This window comes from Anaerolineales bacterium (genome assembly GCA_015075725.1).
Taxonomy (GTDB): domain Bacteria; phylum Chloroflexota; class Anaerolineae; order Anaerolineales; family Villigracilaceae; genus Villigracilis.
The window spans coordinates 962158-980414 of record JABTTV010000001.1 but is presented as its reverse complement, the minus strand read 5'-3'; the positions used below and the strand labels follow the sequence as shown (position 1 = coordinate 980414).

Sequence of the window (18257 nt, the reverse complement as noted above, 5' to 3'; positions counted from 1 at the left end):
ACTACAAGCGAGGCTCATATGATTCGCATCCTCATTGCAGATCCCGACCCCGCAACCCGCAAAGCCCTTTCCCTTTTGCTTCGCCGCAAACTGGGTGTGAACGGCATCGTCAAAGTGGGGGATGTGGAGTCATTGATCCGCACTCTGGCGGATTCGCCGCCCGATCTGCTTCTACTCGATTGGCAACTCTACGGCTCGCCCGCCCCCGAAACCTGCCGCCTGCTCCAGAAGGCGTATCCACGCCTGAAGATCGTTCTGCTCAGTGTGAATGCCAGTGACGAGGCTGCGGCAAGAGAGGCAGGCGCGGATTTCATCTATAAGGGCGCGCCGCCTGAAGAATTGATTGCAACGTTAACCAGGTTTTTGCGTAGGGACTCAATAGTCACCCAAACTCGAAGGAATTAAACCGAAAGGAGAATGAAAATGCAAACGAATCGTTCCAACGCCGGCGCTTTGATCGGGGGTACGCTTCTGATCATCTTTGGTATTCTGGCGCTGGCCGGGCAGATCTTTCAGGGATTTAACTGGGGGTTTCTGTGGCCCTTCATCGTGATCGGATTGGGAGCCATGTTCTTCGTGGGAATGTTCGCGGGCGGCAGGCAGGTTGCCGGTCTCGCCATCCCCGGAAGCATCATCGGCGGTATCGGGCTGGTGCTGCTGTTTCAGAACATCACCCAACGCTGGGAATCCATGTCCTACTTCTGGACGCTGATCATCATGTTCGTCGGGGTGGGAATCTACATCATGGGTTGGTATGCAGGCGACGAGGGCCAGAAAAAATCGGGCATCAATGTGATGAAAGTGGGCTTGATCCTGTTCATCATCTTCGGCGCTTTCTTCGAAATGATCTTCTCGTCGTTCAACGGCCTGATCTTCCCGGTCCTGTTGATTTTGCTCGGCATCTATTTGATCCTGAGCCGCTCGGGGCTGCTCGGCGGGAAGAAGGACGCTGACTCGTCAGAGCAGGTTCCCCCGGCAAGTTGAAAGGAAGAATCAATATGTCTCAACCTCGATCGATATTCGGTCCATTGTTCCTCATCGGCGCAGGCGTGATCTGGTTGTTGGTCAGATCGGAGTACATTCCCGCCTCGAATTTGTGGGCGTTGACCTACATCTGGCCCTATTTGATCATCGCGGCGGGCGTGGGATTGATCTTGCGATCCTTTTGGAAATACAGCTCCATCCTGATGGACGTGCTGGTCATCGGAGGCATCCTGCTGGCTATCAACTTTGCGCCAAACCTTGGATGGAACACACCCTCCCTGCCGTACTTTGCAGGCAATGACGGTTTTTATTTCGGTCCCAGTGACCCCGGCTCTGGGAACGTGGTTACCGAGTCGCGTGAAGTCGGCGATTTCACAACCATCGAGTTGGACTATCCGGCCCGGGTCACGGTCACCCAGGGCGATTCCGCATCGGTCACGATCGAGGCGGAAGACAACATCCTGCCGGGTTTGCGGACGAGGGTCCAGAATGAAGCGCTAAAGATTTATTATGACGCGGAAGACGGGAAGCACGTCAACCCGACCAGGGTCGTCAAGATCACGATCGTCGTCACCGAACTTCATGAAGTGGATTTCGATAGCGCGGGCGAGATTACCATCAGCGGCATCCAGACCGACGAATTGGATATTTCGCTCAGCGGCGCCGGGAATCTCAAGGTGAATGATCTCGATGCGGTGAAATTTTCCGTTGACTTGAGCGGAGCCGGGAGCATGACTGCCTCTGGGAAAGCGGATAATTTCGAACTGGACCTGAGCGGCTTCGGCAGTTTCACCGGCAAGGATTTGCAAACCCAAACGGCAGATGTCAACCTAAGCGGGGCTGGAAGCGCCACAGTTTGGGTGGAGGATGAACTCGACGCGACGATCTCCGGCGCGGGCTCGGTCAATTACTTCGGCTCGCCGTCCGTGAGCAAACAGATAAACGGCGTGGGCACGGTCAGCAAATCCGGCGATAAATGATCCGTTCATTCCTCCGCACCGTCCAATCGGACATACTCGCCGTTCGGCTAGTAAAGACTCTCCCATCGGCGGGGGAGTCTTTTTTTATCCTTCGTTACGATTAAGGTGAAAAGGATCAATGAATGTCACAAGTTTTTATTTCCTTGTCCAGCTGGCTTCATGCTTTGGCAACCGTTGTCTTCATCGGACATTTCGTCCTGCTCGCTGGAATCTACCTGCCTGCACTATCGAAAGATGGAGCAGCGCTCAGCGAAATCTCCAAACGAAGCCGCTTTTGGATGTACGCCGCGTTAATCGTCTTCACGATCACAGGGACGCATCTCATGCTGATCGACCCGGATTATCTTGGTTTCATGAATTTCGGCAATTTCTGGGGAATCGTGATGCTGGTCAAGCACATTCTCGTCCTGGTGATGATCGGGCTTGGGTTTTGGTACAACGCCATCCTGCGCGTCGGTCCGTTGATGAGTTCGAACAGCCCGGAAAAAGCGATTGTCCGTTTTCGGAATCACACCCATATGATGGCGGTTTGCGGTGTGTTGGTTTTGCTTCTTACCGCGCTGGCGCAGATGGAATAAGTAAGTACATGAAGATCCTTGCGCTCGAACACGAACTCGATGATGCAACAGCCGGGGGGTTCCAGCAATATGCCAAAGACGAGGCGAGAAAGGTCTGGGAGTTGGTTCAGGCTGGAGTGGTCCGCGAATCATACTTCCGCGCGGATCGAAGCGAGGCGGTTTTGGTGTTGGAATGTCAAACCACGGATGAAGCGCGGGAGGTGTTATCCACGTTGCCGTTCGTCCGGAATAAGTTGATCACATTCGAGTTGATTCCCTTGAAAGCTTATACCGGCTTCGAGAGATTGTTTGTGTAAAAAAACAAAAAGGAGATTCGACCATGCGTAACCATGCAAAGAGAAAAACCTTGCTTTTCTTTTCCGTGTTCATCATTTTAACCCTGGCTTGTGATATTGCCATCAACCTTATACCTGACAGCGGGGTCCCGGCCGCTGCGGAGACCCCTGTTCCGATCGAGCCTTTCACAACCACACCCGAGGTTTTTATCTCATTGACCCAAGCCATCCCGGCGACCGCTATACCCACAGAAGTTGGAACTGTAATGGTAACCGTCGACCCGCTGACCATAAACCTGCCGCCTGCGCTGGCAGAGGGTGTACGAGGTCTTCAGGTGCCGCCCGCCGCCGGACAGGACCTTCCTTACTGGGAGTTGACCCCCGGCCATACGATAATCGAGTTGGAAGATTATGTTCTGCAAGAAAAATTCCACAAGCCGCAGATCTATGTGTACCCCGCAACTGCATATGCCGAGATTTTTCCAGGCGCGTTTGAAAGTATGCATCGATTGCGCAACGTCATGAATGATCCCGGCATGGCCATCAGCGCCGACCAACTTCCTGCGGTTCCATTCTTCAATGCGGCGCAGATCTTCGCTTCGAACTTTCGAACCATCTCGTTTCAAAATGGGAGCGGTGTGCGCTTCCTGACCGAATATGCCCAGTACTTCGCAACGGTGAACAACTACGATCTGATCTACCATTTTCAGGGATTTACCGACGACGGAGAATTTTACATTATCGCGATTTTGCCAGTCACTGCCCCCGCGTTGGCTGAGACCAGTGACTTTGAGGCAGTTGTCCCTGTGGGAGGAATCGCATTTCCCGACATCAACGATCCAAATGTGGATATGCAAGCTTATTACGCCTCGGCCACGGAACTGTTGAATGCGACGCCTTCCGAAGCCTTTACTCCCGCCCTCAGCCAATTGGACGCATTGATCCAGTCCATGCGGGTGAATCCTTAGGGGTCGATCGAACTATCCACTTGGCTAGCAATACACTCTCCCTTTGGCAGGGGGAGTGTTTTCCTAAAATCCGTATGATTGGAGTGAGGAGATGCAAGATGTCCATTCTGACCGATCGTATAAACCTCGAGCCTTCGAGCGATGCGAATCCGCCCATGGTGGACTTGCGTGAGGTTGACAAGTTCTACCAAAGTCCCGCCGGTGATTACCATGCCCTGAAATCCGTCGACCTGCAGATCAATGCCGGAGAGTTCGTGAGCATCATCGGCAAATCCGGAAGCGGAAAGAGCACCCTGCTCAACATGATCACCGGCATCGACCGCCCCACAACAGGCGAGGTCTATGTGCATGGAAGCGCAATTCACGATATGAATGAGAATCAACTGGCGGGTTGGCGGGGAGAGAATTTGGGCATTATTTTCCAATTTTTCCAATTACTTCCCGCGCTCAGCCTCAAGCAAAATGTGATCCTACCCATGGACCTGGCTGGGAAATATAGAGCGCGCGAACGGCGTGAACGCGCGGAGCATCTTCTGGAGATCGTCGGTCTCGAGGAACACATGCATAAATTGCCAAGCATGGTTTCCGGCGGTCAGCAACAGCGGGCGGCCATGGCGCGCGCGCTGGCAAACGACCCGCCCATCCTGATCGCCGACGAACCGACGGGCAACCTTGATTCCAAGACGGCCGCAACCTTGTTCGACCTTTTCAATCGACTGGTGGCGGATGGCAAGACCGTCATCATCGTCACACACGACAGCAGCCTTGCCAGGCATGCACACCGCACTGCACTGATCGCGGACGGTGAGATCGTCAATGAATACATTGCCAAGGCGCTGCCAACCCTTACATCCCAACAGCTTCTCCTCGCCACGCACAAATTGAGATCCCGCATCTATGAACCCGGGGCGATGATCCTCACCGAGGGGAAGAACAGCGACGCGTTCTACGTCATTTCCAAGGGCACGGTGGATGTGATCCTGCCGCGCGAAAATCAATCGGATGTCGTTGTGGTTCAACTGGGTCCTGGAAAATATTTCGGTGAAATGGAATTCTTTCATGAACGGCGCAGCCGCGCTTCCGTTCGCGCCTGTCCCGCGTGCCCGGTCGAGGTGCTTGCTCTCGACTATGACTCGCTCGGCGCCATTTTAAATGAATCCGAACCGACGCGTGAAGCGCTGCACCTTGCTGCCGATCGCCACGAGGATGAAAATGTCGGAATGCGGAAACCAAAGAGATAGACCCTCCGCAATTTCCTGGAGAATGCCATGAGTGTCATCTGGCACAAGATCTGGTTCGATATCTGGCACAATAAAACGCGCACATTCCTTGCCGTGTTGAGCATTGCCGCGGGCGTATTCGCGGTCGGGTCGATGTTCGGAATGAGCGACATGCTCCTGACGACCATGAACGAATCGCACCGGGCTGTTCGCGCCACACACATCAATGTGGGATTGTACGCCCCGATCGACCGCGAAACGATCCTCAGCCTGCGCGATGTGCCGGGAGTTGAAGATGTGGAGCCGTACAATGCCGTTTCCATTCTTTATAAACTTAAATCGGAAGATGAATGGCGGCAGGGTGTGATCCAAATGCGCGATGACTACGACGCGCAAAAATACGAACTGCTCCAACTGCGCGGCGGGGAGTGGCCCGACGGGAAAAATGATTTGAGCGTGGAGCGCATGGCGGCGCAATTTCTGAATGTCGGGGTCGGCGATTCGGTCATCATCAAGATCGGCGACAAGGAACGCGTCTTTCCCATAACGGGTCTGATCCGCCATCCTTTTGTCCCCCCGCCTCAGTTCATGGACCTGGCATTCTTCTTCATGAGCGCGGAGGGGATGCAGCGTTTCGGCATTCAACCAGGCACGTTCAATAACTTTTATGCGCGCGTCACACCCTACAGCGCGGAGTATGCAAAACAGGTCGCCACGGCGATGAAGGAAAAACTGGCTAAGCAGGACATCAATGTAATGGGTTTCAGTTATGAAGATCCCGATGAACATTGGGGGCGGATGTACTTCGACTCGGTGACCCAGATACAAAAACTGCTTGCGCTCATCTGCCTGGCGATCAGCGCCATCCTGGTCTTTAACACGATCTCGAACCTGATCACGCAGCAAACGAATCAGATCGGCATCCTGAAAGCCATCGGGGGAAAAACGACTTCGATCGTCGGCATGTATCTGATCAACGCGCTGGTGTACGGCATGCTGGCATTCGTCATTGCATTCCCTTTGGGGATGGTGGTGGCTTACTCAATGACGAAGACCTTCCTCAACCTGTTCAATATTGATTTCGAACAGTTCCAGATTTCCAAGAGTGCGGTCGTTCTGCAGGCGTTGTCTGCCATTCTGGCGCCCCTGCTCGCGGGATTGCCTCCCATTTTAAAAGGCGCGGCGATCACCGTCAGGCAGGCAATTGCAAGCTACGGGATCGCCGGTTGGTATCGCGCAGGGAGGCTGGTCCGCTTTGTGGAGTCCATCGGTGAACGGCTTTTACCTTCGCACTATGCGACGGCGCTTGGAAACATGCTCCGTCATCGTGGGCGGTTGATCATGACCCAATTGGTGTTGATCGCGGCGGGTGTATCTTTTCTCATGGTGATGAGTCTCAACTCGTCACTAGACCTGACCCTTGATAATTTTTACGGACGAATGCGTTTCGATACAACCATCCAGTTCGAACAGAACGAGAGGGCGGACCGCGCCATCCAATTGGCAAAGTCGATCCCCGGCGTGGAGGAAGCGGAGATCCGTTTCATCCAGCAGGCGAATCTATTTGTCGAGGGTCAACTTGTCAAAGAAGCGGGCCTGAGTTCAACCATCCGCAGTAATTCCGCGGGGAGCGACTTCTTTGAACCAATGATTATCGCAGGTCGCTGGTTTGAGCCGGGAGATGGCCGGGCGGTGGTCATCCCCCGCGAGATGGCGGAGGATAACAATATTGAAGTGGGCGATATTGTAACGATCGACATTGGCACATTAGGCAGTGAACACTGGCAGGTGATCGGGTTGTATGAGCCGGTATTTGCCGGCGGATTTACATCGGTGATCCTCTTTGCTCCAGAGGAGACCCTCTTCAAGATCAGCAAGAAACACAATCAGGCGGCATGGATCGTCGTCCGCACGACCGAACATGATGGCGCGTTCACAGCAGAGGTGACCAAAAACTTGAAGGAGACCTACGAGCGACACAGCATGAAGGTTTCCTCCAGCCAGACTCAAGCAGATGCGCGCGCGACCAACGAGTGGTCGTTCAGTATCGTCACGTCGATGCTGCTGGCGCTGTCGGTCATTGTTGCCATTGTCGGCGCGATCGCCCTGATGGGGGTACTTTCCATCGGCGTGATCGAACGAACAAAGGAGATCGGCGTCTTGCGCGCCGTTGGGGCGCGGTCCCGCACCATTCTTGGAATCTTTGTGATGGAAGGTGTCCTGCAGGGTGTGATCAGTTGGATTGTGGCGGCACCCATATCCATTCTGGTCAGCCCGGTTGTAGCGCGCATGATGGGCAACATCATGTTCGGCGCGACGCTGGATTATCAATATAACTGGGCGGCAGTTTTAGACTGGCTCGGGATGATCGTTTTGATCTCGATCCTCGCTTCCATCATGCCCGCGCGTGGAGCGACCCGGATCAGCGTGCGGGAAAGTCTGGCGTACGCATAATAATCGACTCATGGGACTGTGCATGGGCGCTCACATCGGTGTATTTCAAGGACGGTTCATTGCCCGGCGACGTTTCAACAAGATAAAAATAACGAGAAAAGATTATGTTCAACGAACAAAAAACCGATAATCTCACCCTGCTCTTTATGGCACTTGTCGCGGTCATCTTCCATATTGCCCTCAATGGACAATATGGTTTTCATCGCGATGAACTCGACTTCATCATGAACGCACGCCGATTGGATTGGGGATACGTTTCGTATCCACCGATCACGCCGTTCTTTGCGCGCATCGGGCTGGAAATCTTCGGCGAATCGTTACGCGGATTACGCGTCCTGCCTGCCATTGCGCAAGGCGCTGCGATGATCCTTGCAGGGCTGATGGCGCGAGACATGGGCGGCAAGCGCAGCGCGCAAATCCTTGCCGCGTTCACTGTTTTCATCGCCCCCATGTCCCTGTTTGGCGGCACGGTCATCATGTACTTCGCTTTCGATTATTTATGGTGGGTGTTGGTCGCGTTCTTCATGGTTCGTTTACTTGCTACCGACGACCCTCGTTACTGGCTCGGCATCGGCGCGGGCATTGGTCTCGGCATGATGACCAAGTACACGATGGCGTTCTTTGTTGTGGGACTGATTGTGGCAGTGCTGGTTACGCCTGCGCGAAAGTATCTAAGGACGAAGTGGTTATATCTTGGCGCGGCTTTGGCGCTGCTCATCTTCCTTCCGAATCTCATCTGGCAAATTCAACACGACTTCATCTCGTTGGAATATCTCGCTTCGATACATGCGCGGGATGTTTCATGGGGACGCGGGAATGATTTTTTGCCCGAGCAGCTTTTCCTCACGACCAATTCCTTCTCCATCCCCTTGTGGACGGTCGGACTCAGCCTGTGCCTGTTCTCTGCTTCGATGAAACGCTTCCGCACGTTGGGTTGGATGTTCCTTGTTACGTTCGTGTTGTTCCTCATCAATCAGGGACGCGGCTATTACACGGGTCCCGCGTATGTGATGTTGATGGCGGCGGGATGTATCTGGTTCGAGAGTTGGTTTGAGAGGCTTGGCGGGAAAAAACGTCAGCTTGGATACGTCGTATTGTGGACGATGCAGGTCCTCGGGGGTCTGATCGGGGTTATCCTGATGAAACCGATCGGGGCAATTAATTCCACATTATGGGACTTCCGATCCGATGTGAGCGGCGATCTGTTTGTCGAGATGGTTGGCTGGGAAGATTTGACAAGGCAGGTCGCGGAGATATATCAAGCGATTCCTGAATCCGAAAAACCGCGCACAGTGATCCTGGCGGGCAACTACGGCGAAGCGGGCGCGATCGATTTATACGGAGATGAGTACGGCTTGCCGCGTATGATCACAGGCACGAACAGCATGTGGTATCGCGGCTACGGCAATCCCGAACCTCAAACTGTAATCGTGGTCGGTTTTGAAGGTGATTATGCAAGGCATTTTTTCAAGTCGTGCGAATACAGCGGCACGGTGACAAATTCTTATAACGTGCAGAACGAAGAGACGACCTTCCACACAGGCTTATACATTTGCCGCGAGCCGCGCCGACCGTGGAGCGAGATGTGGCAGGAAATGCGGTGGTTTCAATAGCCTGATCTGATGTTGTTTATAATTTGGGTTGCCGCTGAATTTCTGGCGGTAGAGCGCTGGCATCTTTAACCCGGATTTTAATATCACGTCATCACGAGCCTGGGAGTGGCAAGGGTGTTTGTCAATGTCTGGGACGGGATATCGATACATTAAGCAGGAAATTGAACAGAGGGAGCGTCCAATATCAAAGATAGGAAATGTCATTGCGAGCCTGATAGGGCGAAACTATCTAAGACTCTAGGGGAAGATTGCTTCGTCGGGCTGCCGCCCTCCTCAAAACGACATAATCTGATGTGTCGGATGTTAGACACTCCCTGGATAGAAGTTTGGCGTCATTCCATGGAACCAGTTGAATCCAAATGTTGTTTTGGCGATGTTGTCCTAAGGGATCACAATAATTTAGTAGCTCAACCTTTACAACCTCCCCGCCAGCGGTAGGTGCAGCCCTGTTTTCTTTCGGAGCCATTTGACCCACATTAAAGTTAACCCGCAGCCGATGAGCGCCCACACAAGCCCGATGAGTCCCACCTCTGGCCCGTAGATCCCGCCCGTCCAGGCGGTGGGACCGATGACTTCAATCGAGAGAAGATGCGTGGCAGGGGTCGAGCCGCTCACGGAGAATCCAAACACGTTCGCTTCAAATAGATTCCAGGTGAGATGCAGGCCGATCGAAATACCCAATTCCCCGGTAAGCATATAGGGCAGGCAGAGTGAGAGACCGGCAATTATCGTGGTGATGACACTAAAAACGGTCGCGTGTCCATTTGCCATGTGGCCGAGCCCAAAAATGGCAGACGAGAATAAAAAGGCGAGCAGAATCGCAGAACGCGGACCAACATGCCTGCCGGCAAACCCCTCGGCGATATTTTTCAATTGATAGGCGCGAAAAGCCATTTCTTCGTTGATGGATATCACTGTAAACATCAACACCTGAAGAAGAAAAGCCAGGCTGAAGGGCAAGCCGGATGCGGCGCTGGCAGAGCCAGTGATCAATAACCAGCCTGCTATTTTCATTGAAAGAAAAATACCGGCCATAAGGAATATGCCGAGTATCAAACCGAAACCCAGATCCAGCCACCAGTTGCGGTCAAAGTTGAAGCCAAGGTCAACAAATGATCGGTGATCAATGAAGCGTGCCATCCACCAGGTCAGGACCAACCCGCTTGCAAGATAGATCAAATAGGCAAGGGCTTTCGACAAGGGGGCCGCGTTAAAGGAACTGACCAAAACATCTTTGCCTATGGTGAGCATAAAGAAAAGGATCAAATAGAATAGGAAACGCCAGCCAGCACGTAGACGGTTTTGATCGGTGTTCCAGAAAATGTTTGTAATTGTCTTCATAATAAATCTCCAGTAATTTCTTCCATCTTGTTGATTCTTAACGGGCGGCGGCCTGCGCCAGCTGCTCCAATTCCGTGACATAAATTGGGTACAACACCTGTTTCGTCATCCAGCCTTCCACCTTGCCCGCCCATCCATCACGGACAGGTGTGGTGGTGATAATGGTCACATGGGCTGACTTGCCAGCGTTGCGCGGGTCAACAATGAATTTCGTAACGACATCAGTACCATCATTCGTTTCCACCAAAACACGGCCCGGCTCGGGCTCGCTGATGGTTGCGCGAAAGTCCCGCACTCTGCCAAATACTTTCATTTGAAACCTGACAATTGTGCCTGCGCCCACACCGCCCTGCTCCACTTGCAAGGATACAAAGAATGGTTTGGGGAGAACGAGTGGGTGACCATGCCGGTAATCGGCAAGGATGTCGTAAATTTTCTTGGCGGGTGCATCGATCAGCTTTGATGCTGCGATTTCATAGGGGATCATATTTGGGACTCCTTTATTTCTTTCATGGCAATAGGGACCAGGTTGGGCTGGGCAATGCGTAGATATGAATCTTTATCCATAAAAATCGAGCGGTCCAGCCTGCCTGCATTGAAGACGAGTTCATCATTCTCGAATAGGGAAGGATCAGCCAATACAATTAGATTTTGGTTGAACGAGAACGGCGGGACGGCGCCCATTTCACAACCGGTCAGCTGGCGGGCTTTTTCGGCGGGAGCAAACATGACGCGGGTTGCATTGCATAATGTCTTGATGACATTCAAATCCACGCGGGAATCGCCCGGGATGTTGGCGAGGTAATAGCGGCTTTCCTTCTTGCCGATCTTTACCAGCACAACCAGCGATTTGACGGCTTGTGAAAGCAGGTTGCCGCGCATCCGGCTGACAGGTTCCGTTTGTCCTTCAGGTGCGTGTTCCACTACGCGGAAGTTTGCTTGATTTTGTTCCAATAAAGCAATTATTTTTTCGTAAATATCATTTGCAGGGTTTGACATGATCGTTATTCCTTATTCAAATGTTTCAGGGATTGTTGATCGTTTGTATTCGGCGGGCGATTCCAAACATACCAGGCGATGATAAAAGCGAATGGAATCAGCATGACACCGAATTCACCTGTGAAGTATTGGGTGTTTCCTTTATCAACAGTGATTCGGTCCAGGAAGGTTTGGATCAACCCGTTATGCGTGGCATGCATAATGGCAACGGGCCAGATGCTGCCCGATTTCATTCGCAGCCATGCCAGTATGATGCCAGTCGTGATAACCATTGCAGTAAAACAAGCGATTTGATATGCCTTTGGCGTGCCCGTAGAACCATAACTGCCTGCGAAAATTCCAGGCAGGTGCCACGCTGCCCATAACAGACCACTGAGCAGGCTGGCATTTCGGAAACCAACAAAATTTGTTAGTTCAGGGACAAGGAATCCGCGCCAGCCGATCTCTTCGCCAAGGCTAAAGATCGTGGCTGGAATCAGATTAATGAGTGTTATGTAGAAAAAGGCGGAGACAATCACCGTACCGTCTGAAGCGGATGACATGTTGAGAGTCAGGCGGGCACGTTCAAGAAATGTCGGGTTGGGAATGCCGCCAAGTCCTGTGAACCAGACCAGGGCGTAGGCAGGAAGCGCATAAAGCATCGGCAGTACCCAGCCAAGCGCCATCCATTTCACAGGCAGCAGACGCCAACCAATATCCTTTAGTGAGCGATGGGTCAGCAGGCTTGCGATCACTGCCGCCAAAGCAGGGCTGGACATGACGATCAACGATACCACTGGCGGATCCTTGAATTGAGAGGCGAGTGCATTTGCCGCTAGCGTTATAAAAATTAAAAGCACAATGTAGGCAGCGACTCGATGATTAAGATGTGTTGTATTCATATAAAATCACCTGTCCGGGAAATAGTTGTCGTACTTCTCGTACAGCGCCAGCAGCTTGCTCATATCCTGCGGGGGCCAGCTCGGTTCAGACTGAACCATAGTTGCCAGTTCCTTGAAATATTCCTCGAAACCGCCGGGCGAAAGGAAGGTTAGAAAACGCGCAGGCTTGTCTTCATTATTGGAAAACGTATGCAACACGCCTGTCGGAATGTACACCATCGCGCCAGGTTCACCCTTGAACACCTCATGCTCTCGTCGGAACGTTACCGTGCCTTCCAAAACATAAAAGGCTTCATTGGTCACCTTGTGCCAGTGCAGCGGCGGGCCCGCAAACTTCGGCGGCGCAATATATTCCAGCAACGCCCACGCGCCATTCGTATCGGCGCTCGAAACTTTGAACGCCAAATTCACGCCCAAAAATGAAAGGGTCGGGCCTGCGCCGGGTTTCAATAAACGCGCTTGTGATTGAGTAATATCATTCATTGGCATCTCCTTTTGATGGCGGCATCATACGCTTCACATCCCATCATTGGGTGGCGCTCACTGACACAAAAAGTAACACAAGCCTGATACAATCCCGCGCGATGAATGTAGACACATTCGGAACATGGCTAAAAACGCGTCGCAAACGACTCGACCTCACGCAGGAAGCGCTGGCGAACCTTGTCGGTTGTTCGGTTTCCGCCATTCGCAAAATCGAAAACGATGAGCGCCGTCCGTCGCGCCAGATCGCGGAATTGCTGGCAGCGCATTTGGAAATTCCACCCGAGGAGCAGACTCTGTTCCTCAAGATCGCACGCGGCGAAGGCAGTTCCCAGGGACTAAAAAGCGCCTCAACCCGCCCCGAAAACTGGTCTGCCCTTCCTGAATCATTTTCCCCGCCCTCAAATATTCCCGTTCCCCCTACGCCCTTCATCGGGCGCGCAGACGAGATCGAAACCCTCACTCGTATGCTGGCAGACCCACACTACCGCCTCATCACAATTCTTGGGGTGGGCGGCATTGGCAAGACCCGCCTTGCAATGGAAGTCTCACATCCCCAGCACGCCTATTTCATTCAACTCGCCGCCATCAGCACCAGCGATTCGATCCTGCCTGCCATTGCGTCCGTCTTGAACATTCCCACTGGCAATGCCGACGAACTCAAGCCGCGCCTGCTTGGATATTTGCGCGAGAAAAATACCCTGCTGGTTCTGGATAATTTTGAGCACATCATAGACGGCGCGCCTTTGCTTTCGGAGTCTCTGCAATCTGCGCCCAAATTAAAATTCCTCGTTACATCGCGCGAACGCCTCAACCTGCAAGGCGAATGGACGCTCGAACTCAGCGGGCTTTCCGTCCCGCCCAATGAAGATGAAGGAATGGCAATCTATGGAGCCTTGCAGCTCTTTGAGTCACATGTGCAGCGCATCCGACCTGACTTGAAGCTGATCGGCAAGGAACGCGAAGCCGCCATCCGCATCTGTCAGCGGGTGGATGGAATGCCGCTTGCCATCGAACTTGCCGCAGCCTGGGTCGATGTGCTTTCATGCGAAGAGATCGCGAGCGAGATCGAACACAGCTTCGATTTTTTGTCGTCCACATTGCGCGATATGCCTGAACGGCATCGCAGCCTGCGCGCCGTTTTTGAACACTCTTGGAAGCGGCTTGCCAAACCTGAACAAGCCGCATTGAGCCGCCTGACCATCTTTCAGGGTGGCTTCAGCCGCGAGGCAGCTGAATCAGTTACCGGCGCGAAGAGAGGCGTGTTGTCGGGCCTGGTATCCAAATCGCTGCTGCGGCGTTCCTCCAATGGGCGCTTCGATCTGCACGAGGTCATCCGTCAGTATGCAAGGAATTATTTGGAGGATGAATCCACTTTGTGCGACAGGCACAGCGAGTATTATCTTGACCTGCTGCATCGAAGCGGATCGGATCTTTTTGGTGCAGATAAGGCAAACTCGCTGGGCAAATTATTCGATGAGTTGGGGAATTTGAATGTGGCGTGGGATTGGGCTCTGTCGCATAAGCGATTTGCGCTGATGGATGCCGCTCTCGAAAGTTTGTGGATGTTGTATGACGTGCATGGCTGGCTCAGCGATGGCATCGAACAGACAGATGAATTGATCGGCGCATTACGGACTGAAACGGATTCGCAGATTTATCTTGGACGCGCGTTGACGTTTCATGGAATGCTGGTTTTCCGCGCTGGGGATTACATTCGAGCGCGCAGGGTATTCGAAGAAGGCATCGAGATCCTGCGCGGAACGGGTGAATTAAAACATCTGCCGCCCGCGTTGATCTTCAATGGCATCGTGGTTTCGTTGATGGGTGATTTTTCGCATGCGCGTGAGTTGATGGACGAAGGCGTGGAACTTGCGAAAGAGCACGGCAACCGCTGGTTCATGGCGCTCGGTCAATTCGACCAGGGATTTATTGCGGGACAGGAAGGGAATCTCGAACATGCTTATGAGCGGATGCAGGCGGGCTTATCACTTTGGCGCGAACTGGGCAACTCACGATTTATTGCTTTTGCGTTGAATTTTCTCAGCCCGATCGCGATCCAATTGGGCAGGCTGGAAGAAGCACAAGGTTTTCTTGAAGAAAGCCTGGCGCTCGGTACGCAAATCCATGACCGTTGGGGTATGGGAACATCGCTCGGCAGGCTGGGAATACTGGCATTGCTCCGAAACGACCCAAACGGCGCGAAGTCCATGCTGGAGAAGAGCCTTGCCTTGTTCACAGATCTCGGCGCGCGCTGGGATATCGCCTGGGCATTGACCCAGTTGGGGAAAGCCGCAGTCGCGTCTGAAGAATGGGATCAGGCGAACGACTTGCTTAAACAAGCCATCAGATTATCGCTAGAAGCAAAGGCACTCCCCCAAGCCATCGACGCCGCGCTTGAACTTTCGGAGTGTTTCATTCATAAGAATGAGTTTGGAAAGGCGACGGAATTGATTTTGACTGCGATGGGTCATTCCGCCAGCACAGACTCCGCCAAACAACGCGCCGGGCAGTTGATGACGATCATCGAGGCTCGAGGCGATGCCGAATATCTGGAAAAAGCGAGACGGCAACAGGCAATATCCGGGGATATGGAAACGATTCTTTTGCATTTGGCGGAATGAGATGAGAGCATGGATATAGTCGTAATTGGCATCTCCTTCAATCCGCTAATGCTTAGTAACGCGGTCATGGTCAACTGACTTTGCTCTCCCTTATTTCGTAGGGTGTCATTTTGGTTCAAGAGAACAGCCTTGGATAAGCTAAAATTCTAAAAACATAAATTTGCAAAGAATGGGATCTTCCTCTGCCACCGCCATCAGCCATCCGAATATTGCTTTCATCAAGTATTTAGACTGGATACTTGATGGAATCTACCGCAAGGTTTTTTAGGCGGCAAACTTGTGGTTAGCTGATGTTTTTTCAGCCAACCAAAATAAACAACAGACATGAGGCACGGAGCGGGACAGGTTTTGCAGCTTGCCCTGTTTTTCACCTAAGCGTCTGCCGTGCCGATTGGAAATCTTGGGTTGCCATTTGGAAATTTATGTTGAGCAGAAGACATTATTCCTCCAACGCCAAGGCGATAGCCTGTTCGGGTGACATTGCGTGGCCCTCAGACCAGGCGGAAGCATACACTTCCTCGCCAAGTTGAGTACGCGCCTGGGTCATAGAGGCAGCGTAGTCCCTTTGATAGCTCGGGGGGAGCGGTTGGTTGATCGCTTCGCGCCAAGCGGATGCGGCACCCCAGAGACGCGCCGCTCGCTTCGCATTCCCTAGCGCAGCGGCAACCAATGCTAGTGCTTCCAGCGTGAACGGTGGGCCGAACTTACTTCCTGAACTCAGATAGAGGGACAAGGATTCTCTGAACATTCCTGTTGCACGCTTGTAATCCGCGCGCAGACGCGCCACATCCGCCAAACCACCAAGCGACCAAGCCATCAGGTAGGTCTCCCCCAACTCCTGGGTAAGGCGCAGACTTTCTTCCCAATTGGTGGCGGCGCGTTCAGTATCTCCCATCCTGAAACATGTATCGCCCAACCAGCAGAGCGCGTAGGCGATCCCCCAACGCTCATCAGTTGCCCGAAGCAGACGCAAACTCTCTTCGAGCGACTCGATTGCCTCCTCTCCCTTGCCGTCCCAATGAAAGCTTGCGCCCAGGTCAGCAAGCACCAAGCCTGCGCCTCGATTGTCTCCAATTTCCCTATATAATTTAACGCTTGCTTCTGCAAATTCTCTGGCCCGAATGTAATCGCCTTTACTTGTTGACAGGATGGATGACGCGCGCAGCGCTTTCGCCCGCTCCTTTCCCTGGGTGCCGATGCCAGAGGCAAGAATTTTCTCCAACCATAGGTTGCCTTCGCTTAAATAACCCTGACTGTGCCAGAACCATGCCAGCGCCCCCGCCAATTTCAATCCTGCTTCGATTTTATTGCTTTCAAGCGACCATGCCAACGCGACCCGCAAGTTATCATGGTCCAACTCCAATCGATTCTTCCAGCCCTGTTGCCCGACGCCAAATAGGTACGGCTCTGCCTCCTCCGCAATGCGCAGGTAGTACGCAAGATGACGATCTTGAATCAAGTTCGATTCTCCGGTCTCATTCAGTATTTCTTTGGCATACTGACGGATTGGCTCAAGAGACCGGTAACGCGGTTGATCCTGTTGTTCGAGGAACAGTAGTGATTTATCCACGAGGCGCGAAAGCGCCTCGAGAATCGATCGATTGGAATCCAGAAGCGCCACCGATTCGAGCGCATCCAATGTAAAGCCGCCAACAAAGACCGAAAGTTGTCGAAAAAGTTCTCTTTCCGTTTCTGTCAGCAGCTCATGGCTCCAATCCAGAGTCGCCCGCAATGTTTGTTGTCGTGAGGGTGCAACTCGACTGCTGCTGGTTAGCAATGCGAAACGGTCATCGAGCCGTGCAGCGATTTGCTCTATTGAAAACGTTTTGACGCGCGCGGCAATCAGTTCGATGGCCAATGGCAATCCATCGAGCTGTGAGCAGATGGATACGACAGCCCAGATGTTTTCGGCATTCAATGCGAAATCGGAACGAGCTGCGCGGGCACGCTCGGCAAACAGGGTCAGAGCTGGAAACTCCGAAACCTTTGCTACGTCAACGATGGAGTGCTCTTTTGGCATATCCAGTGCAGGGACCGAATGAAGCCATTCACCCGGGATTCCCAGCGCTTCGCGGCTGGTGGTCAGGATTTTTAAGTGGGAGCAGGTGGAAAGGAGGGAAGAGGCGAGCCGGGCCACATCTTCGATCAGGTGTTCGCAATTATCCAACACAAGCAGCATACGTTTGTTCCCAATACCTTCGGTAAGATGTTCCTCGGGAGACAGGTTATTCTTTTCAATATATCCAAGCGCCTGCAGGATGGCAGAAGGTATCAAGGATGGCTGATCAAGCGGCGCCAGCGCGACAAAGAAAACGCCATCGGAGAACTCGGCCAGTGACTGGCTCGCTGACGCGATACTCAGGCGCGTCTTCCCGATTCCCGGCGCGCCGATCAAAGTGACCAGGCGGATATCTGGATTGGTTAGATAGTCGTGGATAGCTGCAATATCCTTATCCCGCCCGATCAAGGAAGTAAAGGTTGCCGGTAAATTCGAACGGGGTTGTTGGGGTAGTGTTGGTGTTGAGACGCGCCAGGGGGCTTCTTCATTCCCCAGGCTGGGAGCCGATCTCCAGTCGCCGCGCGCAAACCGTAAAAAGGCTGTTCTTTCAGTTGCGGGAATCTTGAAGATTTCAGCCAGCAACTCGGCAATCTGGGCCGAGGGACGCCGTTCTTCTTCTTCAAGTTTCCGGATCATTGACACGGAACAACCGACGCGGTCAGCCAGAGCTTCGCGAGTGAGATCGAGTGTCTTTCTCTTGAGCCTGAGCCAAGAGCCAAAAGAGTGTTGTTCCTGCATCAATTTCTAAATCGTCCGTATCGCTTCAGTTTACGAATAAGTGACACTTTTTGTGACATT

At 52.9% G+C, this 18257-nt stretch carries 16 protein-coding genes; 10 read left to right on the top strand and 6 right to left on the bottom strand.

The window, feature by feature from the left end:
• The first annotated feature begins 18 nt into the window (after positions 1-18).
• From HS100_04725 to HS100_04685, 9 genes are all read left to right on the top strand, one after another.
• A complete protein-coding gene (locus HS100_04725; protein ID MBE7433196.1) occupies positions 19-405 on the top strand; it encodes a response regulator transcription factor in 387 nt (128 codons plus the stop codon).
• A gap of 18 nt (positions 406-423) precedes the next feature.
• Positions 424-984, top strand: coding sequence for a hypothetical protein (locus tag HS100_04720; protein ID MBE7433195.1), 561 nt, complete (start codon positions 424-426; stop codon positions 982-984).
• 14 nt (positions 985-998) lie between these two features.
• Positions 999-1964: a DUF2807 domain-containing protein gene (locus tag HS100_04715; protein MBE7433194.1), complete on the top strand. Its 966-nt coding sequence runs from the start codon at positions 999-1001 to the stop codon at positions 1962-1964.
• 122 nt (positions 1965-2086) lie between these two features.
• Positions 2087-2542 (top strand): hypothetical protein, encoded by a 456-nt coding sequence (locus tag HS100_04710; protein ID MBE7433193.1) that lies wholly within the window; start codon positions 2087-2089, stop codon positions 2540-2542.
• A gap of 8 nt (positions 2543-2550) precedes the next feature.
• Positions 2551-2838: a superoxide dismutase gene (locus HS100_04705; GenBank protein ID MBE7433192.1), complete on the top strand. Its 288-nt coding sequence runs from the start codon at positions 2551-2553 to the stop codon at positions 2836-2838.
• A 23-nt stretch (positions 2839-2861) separates the two neighbouring features.
• Positions 2862-3785: a hypothetical protein gene (locus HS100_04700; protein ID MBE7433191.1), complete on the top strand. Its 924-nt coding sequence runs from the start codon at positions 2862-2864 to the stop codon at positions 3783-3785.
• A gap of 98 nt (positions 3786-3883) precedes the next feature.
• A complete protein-coding gene (locus HS100_04695; protein MBE7433190.1) occupies positions 3884-5026 on the top strand; it encodes an ATP-binding cassette domain-containing protein in 1143 nt (380 codons plus the stop codon).
• Between the two features lie 27 nt (positions 5027-5053).
• Positions 5054-7459: an FtsX-like permease family protein gene (locus HS100_04690; GenBank protein MBE7433189.1), complete on the top strand. Its 2406-nt coding sequence runs from the start codon at positions 5054-5056 to the stop codon at positions 7457-7459.
• Positions 7460-7563: 104 nt separating this feature from the next.
• Positions 7564-9072: a glycosyltransferase family 39 protein gene (locus tag HS100_04685; GenBank protein ID MBE7433188.1), complete on the top strand. Its 1509-nt coding sequence runs from the start codon at positions 7564-7566 to the stop codon at positions 9070-9072.
• A gap of 414 nt (positions 9073-9486) precedes the next feature.
• Here HS100_04685 and HS100_04680 read toward each other — a convergent pair whose 3' ends face one another.
• Genes HS100_04680 through HS100_04660 form a run of 5 tightly spaced genes read right to left on the bottom strand, consistent with a single transcriptional unit; the run spans position 9487 to position 12776 of the window.
• Complete coding sequence (locus tag HS100_04680) at positions 9487-10413, bottom strand: CPBP family intramembrane metalloprotease (GenBank protein MBE7433187.1); 927 nt, start codon at positions 10411-10413, stop codon at positions 9487-9489.
• 37 nt (positions 10414-10450) lie between these two features.
• Positions 10451-10900, bottom strand: coding sequence for an SRPBCC family protein (locus tag HS100_04675; GenBank protein ID MBE7433186.1), 450 nt, complete (start codon positions 10898-10900; stop codon positions 10451-10453).
• Positions 10897-11412, bottom strand: coding sequence for a YbaK/prolyl-tRNA synthetase associated domain-containing protein (locus HS100_04670; GenBank protein MBE7433185.1), 516 nt, complete (start codon positions 11410-11412; stop codon positions 10897-10899). Before HS100_04670 ends, HS100_04675 begins: the two co-directional genes overlap by 4 nt.
• 5 nt (positions 11413-11417) lie before the next feature.
• Complete coding sequence (locus HS100_04665) at positions 11418-12293, bottom strand: CPBP family intramembrane metalloprotease (GenBank protein ID MBE7433184.1); 876 nt, start codon at positions 12291-12293, stop codon at positions 11418-11420.
• A 6-nt stretch (positions 12294-12299) separates the two neighbouring features.
• Entirely contained in the window at positions 12300-12776 is a 477-nt protein-coding gene (locus HS100_04660; GenBank protein MBE7433183.1) for a cupin domain-containing protein, read from the bottom strand.
• A 101-nt stretch (positions 12777-12877) separates the two neighbouring features.
• On the opposite strand from HS100_04660, the gene HS100_04655 reads away from it, so the two are divergent.
• Positions 12878-15400, top strand: a complete 2523-nt coding sequence (locus tag HS100_04655; GenBank protein MBE7433182.1) for a helix-turn-helix domain-containing protein — start codon at positions 12878-12880, stop codon at positions 15398-15400.
• 439 nt (positions 15401-15839) lie between these two features.
• Here the strand turns inward: HS100_04655 and HS100_04650 are convergent, their stop codons facing one another.
• Positions 15840-18200, bottom strand: a complete 2361-nt coding sequence (locus tag HS100_04650) for a tetratricopeptide repeat protein (protein ID MBE7433181.1) — start codon at positions 18198-18200, stop codon at positions 15840-15842.
• Positions 18201-18257 lie beyond the last annotated feature (57 nt).

What these genes read in the sequence shown, in the direction of transcription:
- HS100_04680 (MBE7433187.1), bottom strand. Translation starts at nt 10,413, where the DNA reads ATGAAGACAATTACAAACATTTTCTGGAACACCGATCAAAACCGTCTA.
- HS100_04710 (MBE7433193.1), top strand. Translation starts at nt 2,087, where the DNA reads ATGTCACAAGTTTTTATTTCCTTGTCCAGCTGGCTTCATGCTTTGGCA.
- HS100_04720 (MBE7433195.1), top strand. Translation starts at nt 424, where the DNA reads ATGCAAACGAATCGTTCCAACGCCGGCGCTTTGATCGGGGGTACGCTT.
- HS100_04670 (MBE7433185.1), bottom strand. Translation starts at nt 11,412, where the DNA reads ATGTCAAACCCTGCAAATGATATTTACGAAAAAATAATTGCTTTATTG.
- HS100_04660 (MBE7433183.1), bottom strand. Translation starts at nt 12,776, where the DNA reads ATGAATGATATTACTCAATCACAAGCGCGTTTATTGAAACCCGGCGCA.
- HS100_04705 (MBE7433192.1), top strand. Translation starts at nt 2,551, where the DNA reads ATGAAGATCCTTGCGCTCGAACACGAACTCGATGATGCAACAGCCGGG.
- HS100_04695 (MBE7433190.1), top strand. Translation starts at nt 3,884, where the DNA reads ATGTCCATTCTGACCGATCGTATAAACCTCGAGCCTTCGAGCGATGCG.
- HS100_04700 (MBE7433191.1), top strand. Translation starts at nt 2,862, where the DNA reads ATGCGTAACCATGCAAAGAGAAAAACCTTGCTTTTCTTTTCCGTGTTC.
- HS100_04675 (MBE7433186.1), bottom strand. Translation starts at nt 10,900, where the DNA reads ATGATCCCCTATGAAATCGCAGCATCAAAGCTGATCGATGCACCCGCC.
- HS100_04665 (MBE7433184.1), bottom strand. Translation starts at nt 12,293, where the DNA reads ATGAATACAACACATCTTAATCATCGAGTCGCTGCCTACATTGTGCTT.
- HS100_04655 (MBE7433182.1), top strand. Translation starts at nt 12,878, where the DNA reads ATGAATGTAGACACATTCGGAACATGGCTAAAAACGCGTCGCAAACGA.
- HS100_04725 (MBE7433196.1), top strand. Translation starts at nt 19, where the DNA reads ATGATTCGCATCCTCATTGCAGATCCCGACCCCGCAACCCGCAAAGCC.
- HS100_04715 (MBE7433194.1), top strand. Translation starts at nt 999, where the DNA reads ATGTCTCAACCTCGATCGATATTCGGTCCATTGTTCCTCATCGGCGCA.
- HS100_04690 (MBE7433189.1), top strand. Translation starts at nt 5,054, where the DNA reads ATGAGTGTCATCTGGCACAAGATCTGGTTCGATATCTGGCACAATAAA.
- HS100_04685 (MBE7433188.1), top strand. Translation starts at nt 7,564, where the DNA reads ATGTTCAACGAACAAAAAACCGATAATCTCACCCTGCTCTTTATGGCA.